Source organism: Streptomyces sp. NPDC048270 (assembly GCF_040652335.1).
Lineage (GTDB): Bacteria > Actinomycetota > Actinomycetes > Streptomycetales > Streptomycetaceae > Streptomyces.
This window is the reverse complement of record NZ_JBEZLV010000030.1, coordinates 1-13,826: the sequence shown is the minus strand read 5'-3', so window position 1 is coordinate 13,826 and position 13,826 is coordinate 1. Positions and strand designations below refer to the sequence as shown.

The following is a 13,826-nucleotide window of genomic DNA, read 5'->3' as shown; positions in this document are numbered from 1 at the left end:
CTACTTCTCAGGCTCCCGCGTCCAGGCCTCCGAGACCATCGGCAATTCGGCCGAATCGGTCCGTGCGAGGCTTGTCCGGCTCACAGGACCGGCGCACGGTCCGCGCGAACGGGAGGGAACCCGCACCATGCACAAGCCGAGCCGCCCCGAGGACCTGGACCGTCCCGAACTGCTGTGGGCCAGGGCGGTGACCCTGGCCGTCCTCGACGCCGCCTGCGGCGACCGGACCGAGTTCGCCGTCGACGACGACGGCGTGTGGTGCCACTCGACCGGCGCCGGCGGCTGGTGGCGCCTGAGCGTGCTCGACGGGCCGCGGGCCGTCCTGTGCGGCCAGGACCCGGACGGCAGCCACACCCATGTGGGCGGCCGTCAGGTCGACTTCCTCGCGGGCGGCCCCGACTGGCTGCCCTGGGACCTCCTGCGCGAGGACGCCGACGGCAACCTCCTCGGCTTCGTCTACTGGTGGCAGGACGGCGCGTGGCACCGCATCCCGTACCCGGACGAGCTGCCCGAGGACGGGCTGGACGGCGCCGCGCCCTGGGCCGGCTCGCACGAGGAGTTCCTCGAACTGGCCGTGGACTCGCGCGACGTGCCGTACGAGCGGCGGCGGACCCTGACCGAGGCCGTCGGGCGGTTCGTGGAGACGGCGCGGGAACGCAGGGCCGACGAGGCCGCCGTGGCGGCGCTGCTGGCGCCGGCCCAGGCCGTACAGGGGCCCGCGCCACGGCCCGGGGTGGCACTCGCCCTGGCCGCGCGCGCGGGCATCCTCGCGTAGCGCCGTACGGCTACTTGAACGCCGCGAACGCCTTGGTGAAGGCCAGCGGCTCCTGGAGGATCGAACTGCACGTGGCGTCGGCGTGACCGACGGCGCCGCCCGCGCACTGCTTGTCGCGCGTCGAGGACCACATGGCCAGCCGGCCGATCCCCTTCGACGCCGCGAAGTCCACGAGCTGCGCGGCGTCGGCCACGGTGAAGATCTCGCTGGTGACGTCGTTCACGCCGATCATCGGTGTGACGGCGACCGCCTTCCAGGCCGCCGCGTCGGACAGTCCGAGCACGCCCTTGAGCTGGGCCTGAGTGGCCGTCGCGGCCTGGATGGCGTACTGGCCCATGTCTCCGCTGTACGCGGGCCCGTAGTCCATCGCCATGATGTTGACGGCGTCGATCCGCACGCCGTTCTTCTTCGCGTCGGCCAGCAGCGCCACGCCGGGCTGGGTCAGGCCCTCGGGCATCACCGGCAGGGTGAACGCCACGTCCAGGCCCGGGTGCGACTTCTGCAGCCGGGCGATGGCCTGGGCGCGGCGGGCGTTGGCCGCGGTGTCCGGCAGGGCCGCGCCCTCGATGTCGAAGTCGACCTTGGTGAGCCGGTAGTGGTCGACGACCTTCCCGTAGGCGGCGGCCAGGTCGTCCACGGTGGCGCAGTTCAGGGCCAGTTCGTGCCCGGCGGCCCCGCCGAAGGACACCCGGACGTCCCCGCCCTTGGCGCGCAGGGCGCCTATCTGGGCGGCGACCTTGTCGCCGGCGAGGTCCGCGACACCGCCCCACACCGGCGCGCAGCCGCCGCCGGAGGTGATGAAGGCCAGGTGGAACTCCTTCACCCCGGTCCTGGCCGCGGTGTCGAGCAGGTCGTACGCCGGGTACAGCGAGGTGTCCACGTACGGGGCGAAGCGCGCGCCGGCGGCGGCCGGGCCGGACCCGGTGGGGGCGGGCGGCGCGGGCCGGGTGGGCTGGGCGGAGCTCGCGCTCGGGGCCGCGGTGGCCGTGGAGGTGGGCCCCGCCGTCGGCGCGGAGCTGGGGCGGGCGCTGGGGCGCCCGCTCGGGCCGGCCGTCGCGCCCTGGTCCACCGAGCACTTCAGCCCGTCGATGCGGCAGCCGGTCGGGTCGCCCGGGGCGCCCGGCCCGCTCGTCACGAAACCGACCGTGACGGAGGCGCCCGCCGCCAGCCGGCTGTTCCAGGACGCGGGCTTCACCGTCACCCGCTGCCCGTCGACGGTGTGGACGCCGTTCCAGAGCGAGTCGATCCGCACGCCCGCCGGCAGGTCGAACTGGAGCGTCCAGTCCGCCCGGCTCTGCCCGGAGTCGTTCGTGATGACGTACTGGCCGGTGTAACCGCCGCTCCACGTGCTGGACTTCGTGTACACGGCCCCGACGGAGCCGGCCTGCGCGGTACCGGTGAACGCGAAGGCCGCGCCCCCGATCACCACCGCGGCGACGAGCGCGCCCGTCGCCTTCGTCGTACGACTCGCCTTGCGCCGGTGCCCGATCGTCCTGCTCATCACGTGCCTGCCTTTGTGTTACCGGGGAGTTGGGGTGCGGCAGCACGCTAGCCGCCCCGAAACGGACATTCGTCCGTTCGGGGGCGGCCATCCAGAGTCTTAGGTTCCGCTTAAGGAAGCGATCGGCAGGGGTTAAGCCTCAGGCGCGGCTGGTGTCGATGACGCAGAAGCGGTTGCCCTCCGGGTCGGCCAGGACCACGAAATCGGGGTCCTCGGGGTAGGAGTCCCAGTCCACGCGCCGGGCTCCCAGGGACACCAGGCGGGCCACCTCGGCCTCCTGCTCCGCCGCGTCCGCGGCGTACAGGTCGAGGTGCACCCGGGGGTGCTCCTGTACGGGGGAGGTGCTGCGGCCGAGGGCCAGGCCCGGGCCGGCGCCGTCGGCCGGGACCAGGACGGCCCAGTCGTCCGCCACCTCGCCGTCGCGCGGGACGTACCCCAGCGCCCGGCCCCAGAATTCCGCCGCCCTGCGTACGTCCGCGGCGCCCATCACGATCGTTCCGATGCTCAGCATGATCGGATTCTGGCAAAGAGCGCCTCAGCGCGGGAGCCGCTCGATCGCCACCATCGCGGCGTCGTCGCCGAGGGTGCTGCCGGCCGCGTGGGACAGCAGGTCGGCGCACAGCCGGTCCAGGAGGGTGCGCGGGTGGGTGCCCGAGCGGGCGGCAGCGCGCTCGGCGAGGGGGTAGAAGGTCCCCGCCGCGTCGCGCGCCTCCAGGACGCCGTCCGTGTACAGGAGCAGGACGTCGCCGGCGGCGAAGGCGAACGTCTGCGCGGTGACGGAGGATTCCACCAGCCCCGCCAGGCCCAGCGGCGGCGAGGGATGGTCCACGTCGAGGGGGAGCGCCCGGCCGTCGCGCAGCAGCAGCGGCGGCGGGTGTCCGCAGCTGACGAGGTGCAGGACCGGTTCGCCGTCGGGGATCTCCAGGACGGCCGCGGTGATGAAGCGCTCACCCTGGTCCCCGGAGTCGTCCAGGTCCGGGGAGACCGCCGCCTCCAGGTACGCCACCAGCCCGGGCAGGCCGGCCTCCTGGTGGGCGGCGGCCCGGAAGGCGCCGAGGACGAGCGCGGCGTCCCCGACGGCCTCCAGCCCCTTGCCGCGGACATCGCCGATGATCAGCCGGGTCCCCGTGGCCGTCCGGGCGGCGGCGTACAGGTCCCCGCCGATCCGCGCCTCGGCCGCGGCGGCCAGGTACAGCGAGGCCACGCCCAGCGGGCCGATGCGCTCCCGCAGCGGCCGGAGCACCACCTGCTGGGCGGTCTCGGCCACCGAGCGCAGCTGGACCAGCTCCCGCTCGCGCACCTCCCGCAGGTGGGCGAAGAGGGTCACGAACACCGAGATCATGATCAGCGCGCAGATCTGGAAGGTGTGGTTCAGATCGGTGAGGGTCGTGCGCACCATCGCCACCACGGCCTGGGCCAGCACCGCCACCAGGCCGACGAACCCGGTCATCCACGGCCCGGCGAAGGAGGCGGTGACAGCCGGAGCGGCGACCAGGAAGGGACCGAGGTGGACATCGGGCGGTGCGAGCACGTCCACCACCGTGACCAGGGCGATCAGCGCGAAGGGAACCGCCAGCTGTGCGGGGCGCGCCTGCCGGGGGCGGGAGGCGGGCGGCGGCCGGAGATCCATCCTCCCTGCATACACCGCGAGCGGACCGGTGTCCTCCAGACCCGGCCGTCCCCGGCCGCCGTTCTCAGCGGGGTTCCGCACCCCGGGACCGGGACCGGGACAGGGACCGGGGGCCGTGGCCCACCGCATCGAGGACGCGGGTGCGGCCGGCGCGCGCCGGGGCCGGACCGCCGACGGCGGCCCGGACCGGTGCGGCTACGAGCGGCGGCGGGGCTTGCCGCCCTTGCCGCCCTTGGGGCTGCGGCCGGCCGGCTTGCCCGGCGCGGCCTTGCGCGGTGCGCCGCCGCCCGACTCCGGACGCTTGGCCTTCGCCTTGGCCTTCGCCTTGGCGGTGGCCTTCGGCTGGGCGGCGGCGGCCGGGCGGCCCCGGGTGCTGTTCACGGTCCGCCCGCGGACGATCCCGATGAACTGCTCCACCAGGTCGGTGGTCTCCTCCTGCGGCCACGACAGCGCCACGCGCGACTCGGGGGCGTCGGTCACCGGCCGGTAGGTGAGGTCCTTGCGGTGGTGCAGGCGCGCGAGCGACTGCGGGACGACGAGCACGCCCACCCCGGCCGCCACCAGCTCGATGGCGTCCGCGGTCGTCGCGGGGCGCTCGATCGCGGGCTGCCCCGGCAGCCGCTCCCAGGCGAGGGTGTCGTCGAGGGGGTGCAGCACGATCTCCCCGGCCAGATCCGCCGTGGAGACCTCCTCGACCGCCGCCACGAGGTGGTCCTTGGGGATCACCACGACCGTGGTCTCGGTGTAGAGGGGGATCGCGCTGAGGTCGTCCCGGTCCACCGGCAGCCGGACGAAACCGGCATCGGCGGCGCGCTCGCGCAGTACGCCGAAGGCCTCGGTGGGGGACACCGACACCAGGGTCAGCGGGACGTCGGGCAGTCGCTCGTTCCAGATCCGGATCCACTTGGTGGGTGTCACCCCGGGGACGTAAGCGAGCCGGAACGAATGGGGTACTTCCGAGCCTGTCACCCCGCCAGGTTACCGGTCGTGGTCGGAGGTAGCGCACATGCTCGATACTCTTGACACCATGACGTCCCACCAGAGCACCCAGACGATGAAGCCCGCGACCGCGGCGAAGAAGCTGGGTGTGTACCTCGAGGCCACCCCCGCTGAGTTCCAGGAGGGTGTCGTCTCGCGCACCGAGCTGAACGCCCTCCAGTCCGACCCGCCCGCATGGCTGGTGGAGCTGCGGCGCAACGGCCCGCACCCCCGCCCCGTGGTCGCGGCGAAGCTGGGCGTCTCCATCGCCGGGCTCGCCCGCGGCGGGGTCACCGAGCCGCTCACGACCGAGCAGATCGAGGCGCTGAAGCAGGAAGCTCCCGAGTGGCTCCAGCGCGAGCGCGACACCCAGGCCGAGGTCCGCAAGGAAGCGGTCCGGATCAAGGAGAAGCAGGCCGAGAAGGCGGCGAAGAACGCCGACTCCTGACCCGCGCCCGCTTGCGGCCACCGGGCCCGGCACCCCCTCGGGGGAGCCGGGCCCGGTGCCGTTGGGGGAGCCGGGCCCGGACCCGGAGGGCCCGGGCCCCGGCTTGCGCGCTGTCGCGCTAGGCGCTCTCGCCCGTCGCCAGCATGTGCACCGCCCGCTCGAGGCGGGCCTGCCTCGCCTCCGGGGTGAGTGCCTGGAGCAGGGGCAGCGCCACCAGGTAGCGGCCGGTGCGGTCGAGGGTCTCGAACGCCGCCCGGGCGGCGGGATCCGCGTCGAGCGCCTCCGCCAGGTCGGGCGGCACCGCCGCCGTCTTCTGCGAGGCGTAGGCCCCTGCCCACCGACCGTCCGCCTGCGCCCTGCGCACCTCGGCCAGTCCCGGTTCGCGCATCCGCCCGGTGGCGGTCAGCACCGCCACCTTGTCCACGTTCACCTGCGACCACAGGCTCCGGGGCCGGCGCGGCACGTACTTCTGCAGGTAGTGGGCCGCGTCGAGGGACCGCCGCTGCCCGGAGATCCATCCGTAGCACAGGCCGGTGTCGACGAGCTCGTCGTCGGTCACCGACGGGATGCCGGACTTCTTCTTCGCCACCTTGATCCACACGCCCTCGTGGCGCGTGTGGTGTGCGGCCAGCCAGCCCTCGAACGCCCCGGCGTCCGGGAAGGCGATGATCTCCACTCCGTCGAGCTGGTCCATGCGTTCACGCTAGACGATGCCTCAGGCGGCCACGGCCTCCGCGCTGCGCTCGCCGCTGCTGCGCCCCGCCGCGGTGCGGGAGGCGAACAGACCGTCCACCGCGAGGGCGCCCGGGCCGGTGAAGACCAGCAGCAGGAAGGCCCAGCAGAACATCGCGGAGAGCTCGCCGCCGTTCTGCAACGGCCAGAGGGCGTCGGGCTGGTGGGCGCTGAAGTACGCGTACGCCATCGAGCCGGATGCGACGAAGGCGGCGGCCCGGGTGCCGAGGCCCACGAGGACCAGGCCCCCGCCGACCAGCTGGATGACAGCGGCGTACCAGCCGGGCCAGGCGCCGGCCGGTACGGTGCCGCCGCCGTGCGCGCCGCCGAGGACGCCGAACAGGGAGGCGGCGCCGTGCGAGGCGAAGAGCAGTCCCGTGACGATCCGGAACAGGGCGACGGCGTACGGCTGGTTTCTGTCGAGGAGGGAGGTCATGTGGGGGGCTCCTTCGGTGGGGACGGATTCCGAAGCGGTGGCCGAGGGGGCGGGGGAGAACGGGGGACGCCCACGCGGGTGTGCCACAGGTTAGGTATGCCTAACTACGCTGACAAGATCGAGTTCCGGCCACCGGCCGAGCGGTCGCGACGCTACCCGGCCGCCGCGGGACGGCGCGGGCGGCGCGCGGAGCCGGCCAGGCGCGCACCGTCCGCTGGCGGGCCGCGGAACGCTGGGGTCCGCTGGAGGGGTGAGCCCTCTGCCCGATCGCCGCTGGTGGACCGGTCTCCCGCCGGCCGCGGGAGCCGCCGTCATGGCCGTCGGCATCCTCTCCGTCGGGCTGCACCTGACCGGGCACGAGGTGCTGTCGCTGGTGGCGCTGGCCCTGTCCGCGGCCCTGTGGCTGGTTCTCGCCGCCGACTTCACGGCCCGCCTGCTGGGCGACCGCGGCAGGTTCCGGGCCGAGGCGGACACCCCCGCCGCGCTCACCGCCGTCGCCGCCACCACCGTGCTCGGCACCCGGCTCTCGGCGCTCGGCTGGCAGGGCGCGGCCGCCGCGCTGCTGGCGCTGGCGGCGGCGCTCTGGCCCGGGCTGCTGGTGGCCGTCGTACGGCACTGGCGGCGGCGCATGAGCGGGGTGGCGTTCCTCGTCTGCGTCGCCACCGAGGGGCTCGCGGTGCTCGCGGCGGCGCTCGCCGCCGCCGGCCACCACGACTGGCTGGCGTGGGCGGCGCTGGCCGCGTTCTGCCTCGGGCTGCTCCTCTACGGGGCGGCCCTGGTCCACTTCGACCTCCACGAGGTCGTCGGCGGCGCGGGCGACCACTGGGTGGCGGGCGGCGCGCTGTCCATCTCCGCCCTGGCCGGCTCCAAGCTGACGGCCTCACCCGTATGGACGGGCGCGGCCCACACGGCCCTGCGGACCGCCACGCTGGCGGCCCTGGCCCTCTCGCTCGTCTGGTACGCCGTCCTCCTCGCCGCCGAGCTGCGCCACCCCCGCCACCACTACGACATCCGGCGCTGGGCCACCGTGTTTCCGCTCGGCATGACGGCGACCGCCTGCCTCTCGGCGGCGGGCCCGGCCGCACTGCCGTGGCTGCGCCCGCTGGGCGAGGTCCTGCTCTGGATCGCCCTGGGAGCCTGCCTGCTGACCTGCGCCGCCTACCTCACCACCCGCCGTGCCGCCCGCCGGCCGTGACGCCCGCCGCCGCCTTTGGCGTGCCGGCCTTGACGCCCGCCGCCGCCTTTGGCGTGCCCGCCGTGCCGCCCGCCGCCGCCCTTGACGCGCCCGCCGTCCCGGACGCCCCCGACCCGTCCCGCTCCTGTGGCGGCCGGGAGCCGCGCTCGGTTAGGGTCCCGGTATGGCCTACACCTTTCAGCTGGTCATCGATTCCCAGGACCCGCACCCGCTCGCGGACTGGTGGGCCGACGCCCTCGGCTGGGAAGTGGAGCCGAGCGACGAGGACTTCATCCGCGGCGTGATCGCCGCGGGCCAGGCGACCGAGGACGACACCACGACCCACCGCGGCACGCTCGTGTGGAAGGTGGGCGCCGCGATCCGCCACCCCCGCGGCCTGGAGGGCGCTCCGCGCATCCTCTTCCAGCTCGTCCCCGAGTCCAAGACCGTCAAGAACCGCGTGCACCTCGACGTCCGCACCGGATCCGACGACCCGAAGGGCGTGGTCGACCGGCTCCTCGCCAAGGGCGCGACCTTCCTCCACGACGGCCGGCAGGGCCCCTTCGAGTGGACCACCCTCGCCGACCCGCAGGGCAACGAGCTCTGCGTCACCCACTGAGCCCGCCGGCCCGCCGGATCGTGCCGGACCGCGTCACCCCCACCGGGGCACTGGACCGCGACGAGGCATAATCGACTACCGGGCAGACCCTCCCGCAGGCGAGAATCAGCCATCTCAAACCGGGAGGAACCCATGAGCCAGGACCGCCTGACTCTGCATGAACTGCTGCCCGCACAGGCGCTGGCCGAGGCGATCGACGCCGGGTACGTGACCCGCAAGACGCACCCCGAACTGCCGCTGTCCATCTACACCTACACCAGGACGGCCCAGTACGAGGGGGTCTGGAACCAGGTCACCACGCGCTGCCGCGGACTCGTCGCCGACGACGCCACCGGCGAGGTCGTCGCCCTGCCGCTGCCGAAGTTCTTCAACGTCGGCGAGCACGCGGCGGGCCGGCCCTACGCGCCCGCCCTGCCGGACGAGCCGTTCGAGGTGTACGAGAAGGTCGACGGCAGCCTCGCCGTGGTCTTCCACTACGCGGGCCGCTGGCGGGTCGCCTCCAAGGGTTCCTTCAACAGCGCCCAGTCCACCTGGGCCCAGCGCCTCCTCGACACCCGGGACACCGCGGCGCTGCGCCCCGGGACCACCTACCTCGCCGAGATCCTGTACCCGCAGAACCGCATCGTCGTCGACTACGGCGGCCGCCGCGACCTCGTCCTGCTCGCCGCGTTCGGCGCGGACGGCACCGAGGTTCCGCTCGCCGAGGCCGCGCCCCACTGGGAGGGGATCGGCTCCGTCGTCACCGTCTGGCCCGCGATGCCCCTCGACGAGCTGGTCGCGCTCACCGAGGCCGGCATCCTGCCCGGCGGCGCCGCCTCGACCGGCACCGACGCGGAGGGCTTCGTGCTGCGCTTCGCGTCGGGCGTGCGCGCCAAGGCCAAGCTGTCCGAGTACGTACGGCTCCACAAGGTGCTCACCGGCGTCACCGAGCGGGACATCTGGCGCGGCCACGGCATCCAGCGGTTCGGCGCCCTGCCCGCCAAGCGGCTCGCCCAGGGCCTGAACTGCACGGTCGCCGAGATCGAGGCCTCGGGCGGCAAGCCGCTCGACGCGCTGCTGGAGCAGGTGCCCGACGAGTTCGACACCTGGGTCCGCGAGGTGGTCGACCGCCTCGAGGGCGAGGCCGCGCGCCACGAGCGGGCCATCGACGAGGCCTACGCCGGGCTCGTGCACCTGGCCGGCGACCGGGGCGCGTTCGCCCGCGCCGTCAAGCAGCTCGGCGACCGGAGCCTGCGCGCCGCGATGTTCCTGCGGCTCGACGGCCGCCCGACCGAGCTCACCACCTGGCGCCACGTGCGCCCGGAGACCGGCGACCCCTACGCCACCGACGAGGAGGACCAGAACGTGTCCGAAGCCGCGCCCGAAGAGGTGCGGGCCCCCGCGCCCCCGGCCGCGTCGCCGCGCGTCCCCGGCCCGGCCCGGTCCGAGGTCCGGGCCCGCCCGGCGGACCGCGACCCGCACGAGCCCGCGCTGCCCGTCGTGCACGTCATGACGGGGCTGCCGGCCTCGGGCAAGACGACCGCGGCCCGCGCCCTCCAGGCGGAGTCCGGCGGCCGGATGCGCCGCGTCAACCTGGACGACCTGCGCGGCATGCTCGACCTGCCGGACCCCGAGCGGAGCCGTTCCCACGCGCACGAGCAGACCGTGCTGGCCGTCCAGGACGCGGCGGTGCGCGCGGCCGTCGACGGCGGTTTCGACGTGGTCGTGGACAACACCCACCTGACCAAGCACATCCCGAAGCGGCTCAAGGCGGCGGTCGGCGGACTCGCCACCTTCGTCGTGCACGACTTCACCGACGTGCCGCTGGAGGAATGCCTGCGCCGGGACGCCGCCCGGGAGAAGCAGGTCGGCGAGGAGATCATCCGGATACTGGCCGACAAGCACCGCAAGGCCCGCAAGGGCGGCTGGCGGCTGACGGCGGAATGGCTCAACGGCACGGCCGGCGAGGTCGCCGTACCGCCGGTGCGGGAGTACGTCGCCGACCCGGCCCTGCCCGCCGCGGTGATGTGCGACATCGACGGGACGCTCGCGCTGACCGGCGACCGCGGCCCGTACGACTTCTCGCGCTGCGAGCTCGACCTGCTCAACGAGCCGGTGCGCCGCGCCCTGGACGCCTTCCGGCGGGCCGACGGCGACGTGATCGTGCTGCTGTCGGGGCGGAGCGAGGAGCACCGCCCGCAGACGGAGTCCTGGCTGCGGCGGCACGGGGTCGCGTACGACGAGCTGTGGATGCGCGCGGCCGGCGACACCCGCCGCGACGACGTGGTGAAGGCGGAGCTCTTCGACGCGCACGTGCGCGACCGGTACGCGGTCCGCGTCTCCCTCGACGACCGGGACCGGGTGGTGGCGGTCTGGCGCCGGATGGGCCTGCCCACCTGGCAGGTCAACTACGGCGACTTCTAGGACCGCTGCGATGGGGCACGTGCTGATCGTGGACGGCGCGAACGTCGTGGGCTCGGTGCCGGACGGCTGGTGGCGGGACCGGCGGGGCGCGGCCGAGCGGCTGCGCGACCGGCTGGCCGAGCGGGACGAGGGGGAGGAGATCATCCTCGTCGTCGAAGGGGCCGCCCGGGGGGTCGAGTCCGTTCCGGGCGTACGGGTGGACCCGGCGCCCGGCAGCGGCGACGACCGCATCGTGGAGCTGGCCGCGGCCCATGCGGACCGCGGCTGCGTGGTGGTCACGGCCGACCGCGAGCTGCGCGAGCGGGTCCGGGCGTACGGGGCGCGTTGCGTGGGGCCGCGCGCCGTACGCCCGGACCGCTGACCCGGCGCGTGCGGGGTCAGCGGCAGAAGCGCACCGTGCCGAGGTTCTGGACGTAGCGGGCGGCGACCCAGCGCTCGTGGTCGTAGGCGGCCTTGTTGCTGGTGCTGCTGCCGGCGTTCGGGTTGCCGCTGCCCGGCCAGGTGCCGTTGCCGGTGTTGCCGTTGCCGGGGTTGCCGTTCCCGTTGTTCCCGTTGCCGTTGCCGGGGTTGCCGTTCCCGTTGTTGCCGTTGCCGTTCCCGGGGTTGCCGTTCCCGTTGTTGCCGTTTCCGGGGTTGCCGTTCCCGTTGTTGCCGTTCCCGTTTCCGGGGTTGCCGTTCCCGGGGTTCCCGTTGCCGTTGTTGCCGTTCTGGTCGGAACCGTTCTCGTTGGGGCCGTTCTCCTCGGAACCGTTGCGGTCGTACAGGCGGTACCAGAGGCGGTTGCCGTCGACAGACTCGCCGTACTGCTTGCACTCGATCTCGACCGTGCGGTTCGGGTACACGTGACCGACGGCCTGGGAGCGGGTGGTCGGCCTGCTGCGGACCTTCAGGGCGCCCCTCGAGACGACCTTGCCGATCGAGTGCCGCAGTCCGGCGGCCGCGCTCTGCGACGAGGCCTCGGCCATCGGTTGCTCGTCCGCGACCGCGGTCCCGGCCCCGACCAGGCCGAGCACCAGGCTTCCGGCGGCGAGAGCGAGGATGGTCCTGGTGGGCTTCAGCATGAGCCGGCTCCTCTATGAAAGCGTCCGCCCGGCCGCGGGCGCGGCGCGGGACGGCAACCTGGCGGTTGCCAGGGACGACTATGGCGACGGCGGCGCGATTCATAGGGTTGGCTCACCGGGGTTTAGCCCGATATGCCCAATCTGTACCACCACCGTACGGAGTACCCGTCTCCGCTTCCGGGCAGGCCGGACACCGGCGAATTCACTCGGCGGCTCATTCAACTGCCGTTCATAATCGAGCTGTTGGATCCGGTGAGTGATCAGGGGGCGGTCATGCGGCGTGGGCCGGCGATGGCGGGGGCGTTGAGCGGGACACTGGCGGGGCTGCTGGCCCTGACCGGGTGCGGGCCGGGCGGGAAGCCCGCGGACACACCGCGGCCCGGGCCGACGGGTTCGCCGACGGCCTCGGCGCCGGCCCCCTCGCCGTCGGGCTCCACCGCTCCCGGCACGCTGCCGACGGCCTACGCCTTCACCCCCGACCCGGCCCGCGTCCCGCGGACCCCGCAGCAGGCCCAGCGTCTGACGCGGGCCGCTGCCCTGGACCCGGAGTCCTGGTCGGCGGGCATGGTGGCGCACGATCCGTACGAGAGCGGCGGCAGTTGGCCGGTGCTCTCCGCCGACTGCGCGTGGTCGCGCGCGGAGCTGCCGGCCGACGTGCTGGACAGCTACACGCGCAAGATCGACGTACCGGCCAGGGAGGGCAGGGGGCGGGTGCTCGGCTCGCTCACCCTCACCGTGCACCGGGACGCGGCGGCCGCGGACCGCGACCTGCAGGACACCGTCCACCAGAGCTTCCGCTGCCCCGACCAGGACCTCGGCGGCGGCCAGGCACTGCACGGCCTGATGTCCATGCACCAGCCGAAGGAGTCGGTGCTCAACGCCGACGCCTCGCTGTTCGAGGCCGGGAAGTACAGCTCGCCCGAATCCGGCGGACCGCAGCCCTACGTGTGGACCAAGTCCCGGATCGGACCCGTGGTGATGGCGCTCTCCGTCAAGGGCGCCCAGGGCTACGAGACCAGGGAGCTGCTGCCGGTGGCCGCCGAGGGCGCGGCCAAGGCGCTGTACCGGATCGAACAGGAACTGAAGCCCTGATGCGGCCGCCGCACCCCACCGACCCCGCCCGCATCGGCGGCTACCGGATCCTGGGCCGGCTCGGCGCGGGCGGCATGGGCGTCGTCCTGCTGGGGCGCTCCGCCGGCGGCGCGCTGGCCGCGGTGAAGGTCGTCCGGGCCGAGTACGCCGACGACCCCGGCTTCCGGGCGCGCTTCCGCCGCGAGGTGGCCGTCGCCCGCCGGGTCCACAGCCCCTGGGCCGTGCCGGTCGTCGACGCCGACACGGAGGCCCCGGCGCCCTGGCTGGCGACCGAGTTCGTCCCGGGGCCGCCGCTGAGCGACGCCGTGGCGCAGGCCGGCGGGCTCCCGCCGGACAGCGTCCGCTTCCTCGGGGCCCGGCTGGCCGAGGCGCTCGGCGCCGTGCACGAGGCCGGGCTGGTCCACCGGGACGTGAAGCCCGCCAACGTCCTGCTCGCCACCGACGGGCCCCGGCTGATCGACTTCGGGATCGCGCGGGCCCTGGACGACACCGTCCTGACCGCCACCGACGTGGTGATCGGCTCGCCCGGCTTCCTCTCGCCGGAGCAGGCCCAGGGCGGGCACGTCGGCCCGCCGAGCGACGTCTTCTCGCTGGGGTGCGTGCTCGCCTACGCGGCCACCGGGCGGCGGCCCTTCGGCTCCGGCCCGGTCGAGGCCATGCTGTTCCGGACGGTGCACGACGACGCCGACACCGAGGGCGTCCCGCAGGGGCTGCTGCCCGCGATCACGGCCTGCCTGGCCAAGGTGCCGGGCGACCGCCCCACCGCCCCGCAGCTGCGGGACGCGCTGGCCCAGGACACCGCCGGCCCCTGGCTGCCCGGCGGACTGCTCCAGCTGATCGCCGAACGCTCCGCGCAGATGCTCCGGCTGCCTGACATCGAACCCACCCTGGCGCCGGCCCCGGCCCCGGCCCCGGCCCCGGCCCCGGCGGCCATCGCGACCGGCCCGGCCGCACCGGCCGCCCCGGCCGGTCCCTCC

Annotated in this window: 15 protein-coding genes; 8 read left to right on the top strand and 7 right to left on the bottom strand. The window is 74.5% G+C overall.

From position 1 onward, the window contains the following. The first annotated feature begins 127 nt into the window (after positions 1–127). Entirely contained in the window at positions 128–775 is a 648-nt protein-coding gene (locus AB0D66_RS24430) for a hypothetical protein (protein WP_362307287.1), read from the top strand. A gap of 10 nt (positions 776–785) precedes the next feature. Here AB0D66_RS24430 and AB0D66_RS24425 read toward each other — a convergent pair whose 3' ends face one another. The 4 genes from AB0D66_RS24425 to AB0D66_RS24410 all read right to left on the bottom strand — a co-directional run bounded on the left by AB0D66_RS24425 (position 786) and on the right by AB0D66_RS24410 (position 4,875). Further along, on the bottom strand, positions 786–2,276 hold the full coding sequence (locus AB0D66_RS24425; RefSeq protein ID WP_362307284.1) for a cellulose binding domain-containing protein: 1,491 nt from the start codon (positions 2,274–2,276) through the stop codon (positions 786–788). 139 nt (positions 2,277–2,415) lie between these two features. Further along, positions 2,416–2,787, bottom strand: coding sequence for a VOC family protein (locus tag AB0D66_RS24420; protein WP_362307281.1), 372 nt, complete (start codon positions 2,785–2,787; stop codon positions 2,416–2,418). 24 nt (positions 2,788–2,811) lie between these two features. Next, complete coding sequence (locus AB0D66_RS24415) at positions 2,812–3,906, bottom strand: PP2C family protein-serine/threonine phosphatase (RefSeq protein ID WP_362307278.1); 1,095 nt, start codon at positions 3,904–3,906, stop codon at positions 2,812–2,814. Positions 3,907–4,101: 195 nt separating this feature from the next. Further along, positions 4,102–4,875, bottom strand: coding sequence for a LysR substrate-binding domain-containing protein (locus tag AB0D66_RS24410; protein WP_362307275.1), 774 nt, complete (start codon positions 4,873–4,875; stop codon positions 4,102–4,104). A 58-nt stretch (positions 4,876–4,933) separates the two neighbouring features. Between AB0D66_RS24410 and AB0D66_RS24405 the strand changes: the two genes are divergently transcribed. Further along, positions 4,934–5,332 carry a DUF5997 family protein gene (locus AB0D66_RS24405; protein WP_362307272.1) on the top strand — a complete coding sequence of 133 codons (399 nt, stop codon included), beginning with the start codon at positions 4,934–4,936 and terminating at the stop codon, positions 5,330–5,332. 118 nt (positions 5,333–5,450) lie between these two features. Here the strand turns inward: AB0D66_RS24405 and AB0D66_RS24400 are convergent, their stop codons facing one another. Both AB0D66_RS24400 and AB0D66_RS24395 read right to left on the bottom strand, forming a co-directional pair. After that, complete coding sequence (locus AB0D66_RS24400; protein ID WP_362307270.1) at positions 5,451–6,026, bottom strand: YdeI/OmpD-associated family protein; 576 nt, start codon at positions 6,024–6,026, stop codon at positions 5,451–5,453. Positions 6,027–6,047: 21 nt separating this feature from the next. Next, positions 6,048–6,500 carry a DoxX family protein gene (locus tag AB0D66_RS24395; RefSeq protein WP_362307267.1) on the bottom strand — a complete coding sequence of 151 codons (453 nt, stop codon included), beginning with the start codon at positions 6,498–6,500 and terminating at the stop codon, positions 6,048–6,050. A 250-nt stretch (positions 6,501–6,750) separates the two neighbouring features. Here AB0D66_RS24395 and AB0D66_RS24390 point away from each other — a divergent pair, with 250 nt between their 5' ends. The 4 genes from AB0D66_RS24390 to AB0D66_RS24375 all read left to right on the top strand — a co-directional run bounded on the left by AB0D66_RS24390 (position 6,751) and on the right by AB0D66_RS24375 (position 11,057). Continuing rightward, positions 6,751–7,695, top strand: coding sequence for a hypothetical protein (locus AB0D66_RS24390; protein WP_362307264.1), 945 nt, complete (start codon positions 6,751–6,753; stop codon positions 7,693–7,695). 163 nt (positions 7,696–7,858) lie between these two features. Continuing rightward, on the top strand, positions 7,859–8,293 hold the full coding sequence (locus tag AB0D66_RS24385; protein ID WP_362307260.1) for a VOC family protein: 435 nt from the start codon (positions 7,859–7,861) through the stop codon (positions 8,291–8,293). Between the two features lie 132 nt (positions 8,294–8,425). Continuing rightward, positions 8,426–10,696 carry an AAA family ATPase gene (locus tag AB0D66_RS24380; protein ID WP_362307257.1) on the top strand — a complete coding sequence of 757 codons (2,271 nt, stop codon included), beginning with the start codon at positions 8,426–8,428 and terminating at the stop codon, positions 10,694–10,696. Between the two features lie 10 nt (positions 10,697–10,706). Then, positions 10,707–11,057 carry an NTP pyrophosphohydrolase gene (locus AB0D66_RS24375; protein WP_362307254.1) on the top strand — a complete coding sequence of 117 codons (351 nt, stop codon included), beginning with the start codon at positions 10,707–10,709 and terminating at the stop codon, positions 11,055–11,057. 16 nt (positions 11,058–11,073) lie between these two features. Here the strand turns inward: AB0D66_RS24375 and AB0D66_RS24370 are convergent, their stop codons facing one another. Continuing rightward, complete coding sequence (locus AB0D66_RS24370) at positions 11,074–11,757, bottom strand: SH3 domain-containing protein (RefSeq protein ID WP_362307251.1); 684 nt, start codon at positions 11,755–11,757, stop codon at positions 11,074–11,076. A 303-nt stretch (positions 11,758–12,060) separates the two neighbouring features. On the opposite strand from AB0D66_RS24370, the gene AB0D66_RS24365 reads away from it, so the two are divergent. Both AB0D66_RS24365 and AB0D66_RS24360 read left to right on the top strand, forming a co-directional pair. Beyond that, positions 12,061–12,849, top strand: coding sequence for a hypothetical protein (locus AB0D66_RS24365; protein ID WP_362307248.1), 789 nt, complete (start codon positions 12,061–12,063; stop codon positions 12,847–12,849). Continuing rightward, on the top strand, positions 12,849–13,826 hold a 978-nt coding region (locus AB0D66_RS24360), incomplete at its 3' end, for a serine/threonine-protein kinase (protein ID WP_362307245.1). The genes AB0D66_RS24365 and AB0D66_RS24360, both read left to right, overlap by 1 nt.

Bases quoted from the DNA above. Each gene is read 5' to 3' on its own strand.
- AB0D66_RS24430 (WP_362307287.1), top strand. From the start codon at position 128: ATGCACAAGCCGAGCCGCCCCGAGGACCTGGACCGTCCCGAACTGCTG.
- AB0D66_RS24425 (WP_362307284.1), bottom strand. From the start codon at position 2,276: ATGAGCAGGACGATCGGGCACCGGCGCAAGGCGAGTCGTACGACGAAG.
- AB0D66_RS24420 (WP_362307281.1), bottom strand. From the start codon at position 2,787: ATGCTGAGCATCGGAACGATCGTGATGGGCGCCGCGGACGTACGCAGG.
- AB0D66_RS24415 (WP_362307278.1), bottom strand. From the start codon at position 3,906: ATGGATCTCCGGCCGCCGCCCGCCTCCCGCCCCCGGCAGGCGCGCCCC.
- AB0D66_RS24405 (WP_362307272.1), top strand. From the start codon at position 4,934: ATGACGTCCCACCAGAGCACCCAGACGATGAAGCCCGCGACCGCGGCG.
- AB0D66_RS24400 (WP_362307270.1), bottom strand. From the start codon at position 6,026: ATGGACCAGCTCGACGGAGTGGAGATCATCGCCTTCCCGGACGCCGGG.
- AB0D66_RS24395 (WP_362307267.1), bottom strand. From the start codon at position 6,500: ATGACCTCCCTCCTCGACAGAAACCAGCCGTACGCCGTCGCCCTGTTC.
- AB0D66_RS24385 (WP_362307260.1), top strand. From the start codon at position 7,859: ATGGCCTACACCTTTCAGCTGGTCATCGATTCCCAGGACCCGCACCCG.
- AB0D66_RS24380 (WP_362307257.1), top strand. From the start codon at position 8,426: ATGAGCCAGGACCGCCTGACTCTGCATGAACTGCTGCCCGCACAGGCG.
- AB0D66_RS24375 (WP_362307254.1), top strand. From the start codon at position 10,707: ATGGGGCACGTGCTGATCGTGGACGGCGCGAACGTCGTGGGCTCGGTG.
- AB0D66_RS24370 (WP_362307251.1), bottom strand. From the start codon at position 11,757: ATGCTGAAGCCCACCAGGACCATCCTCGCTCTCGCCGCCGGAAGCCTG.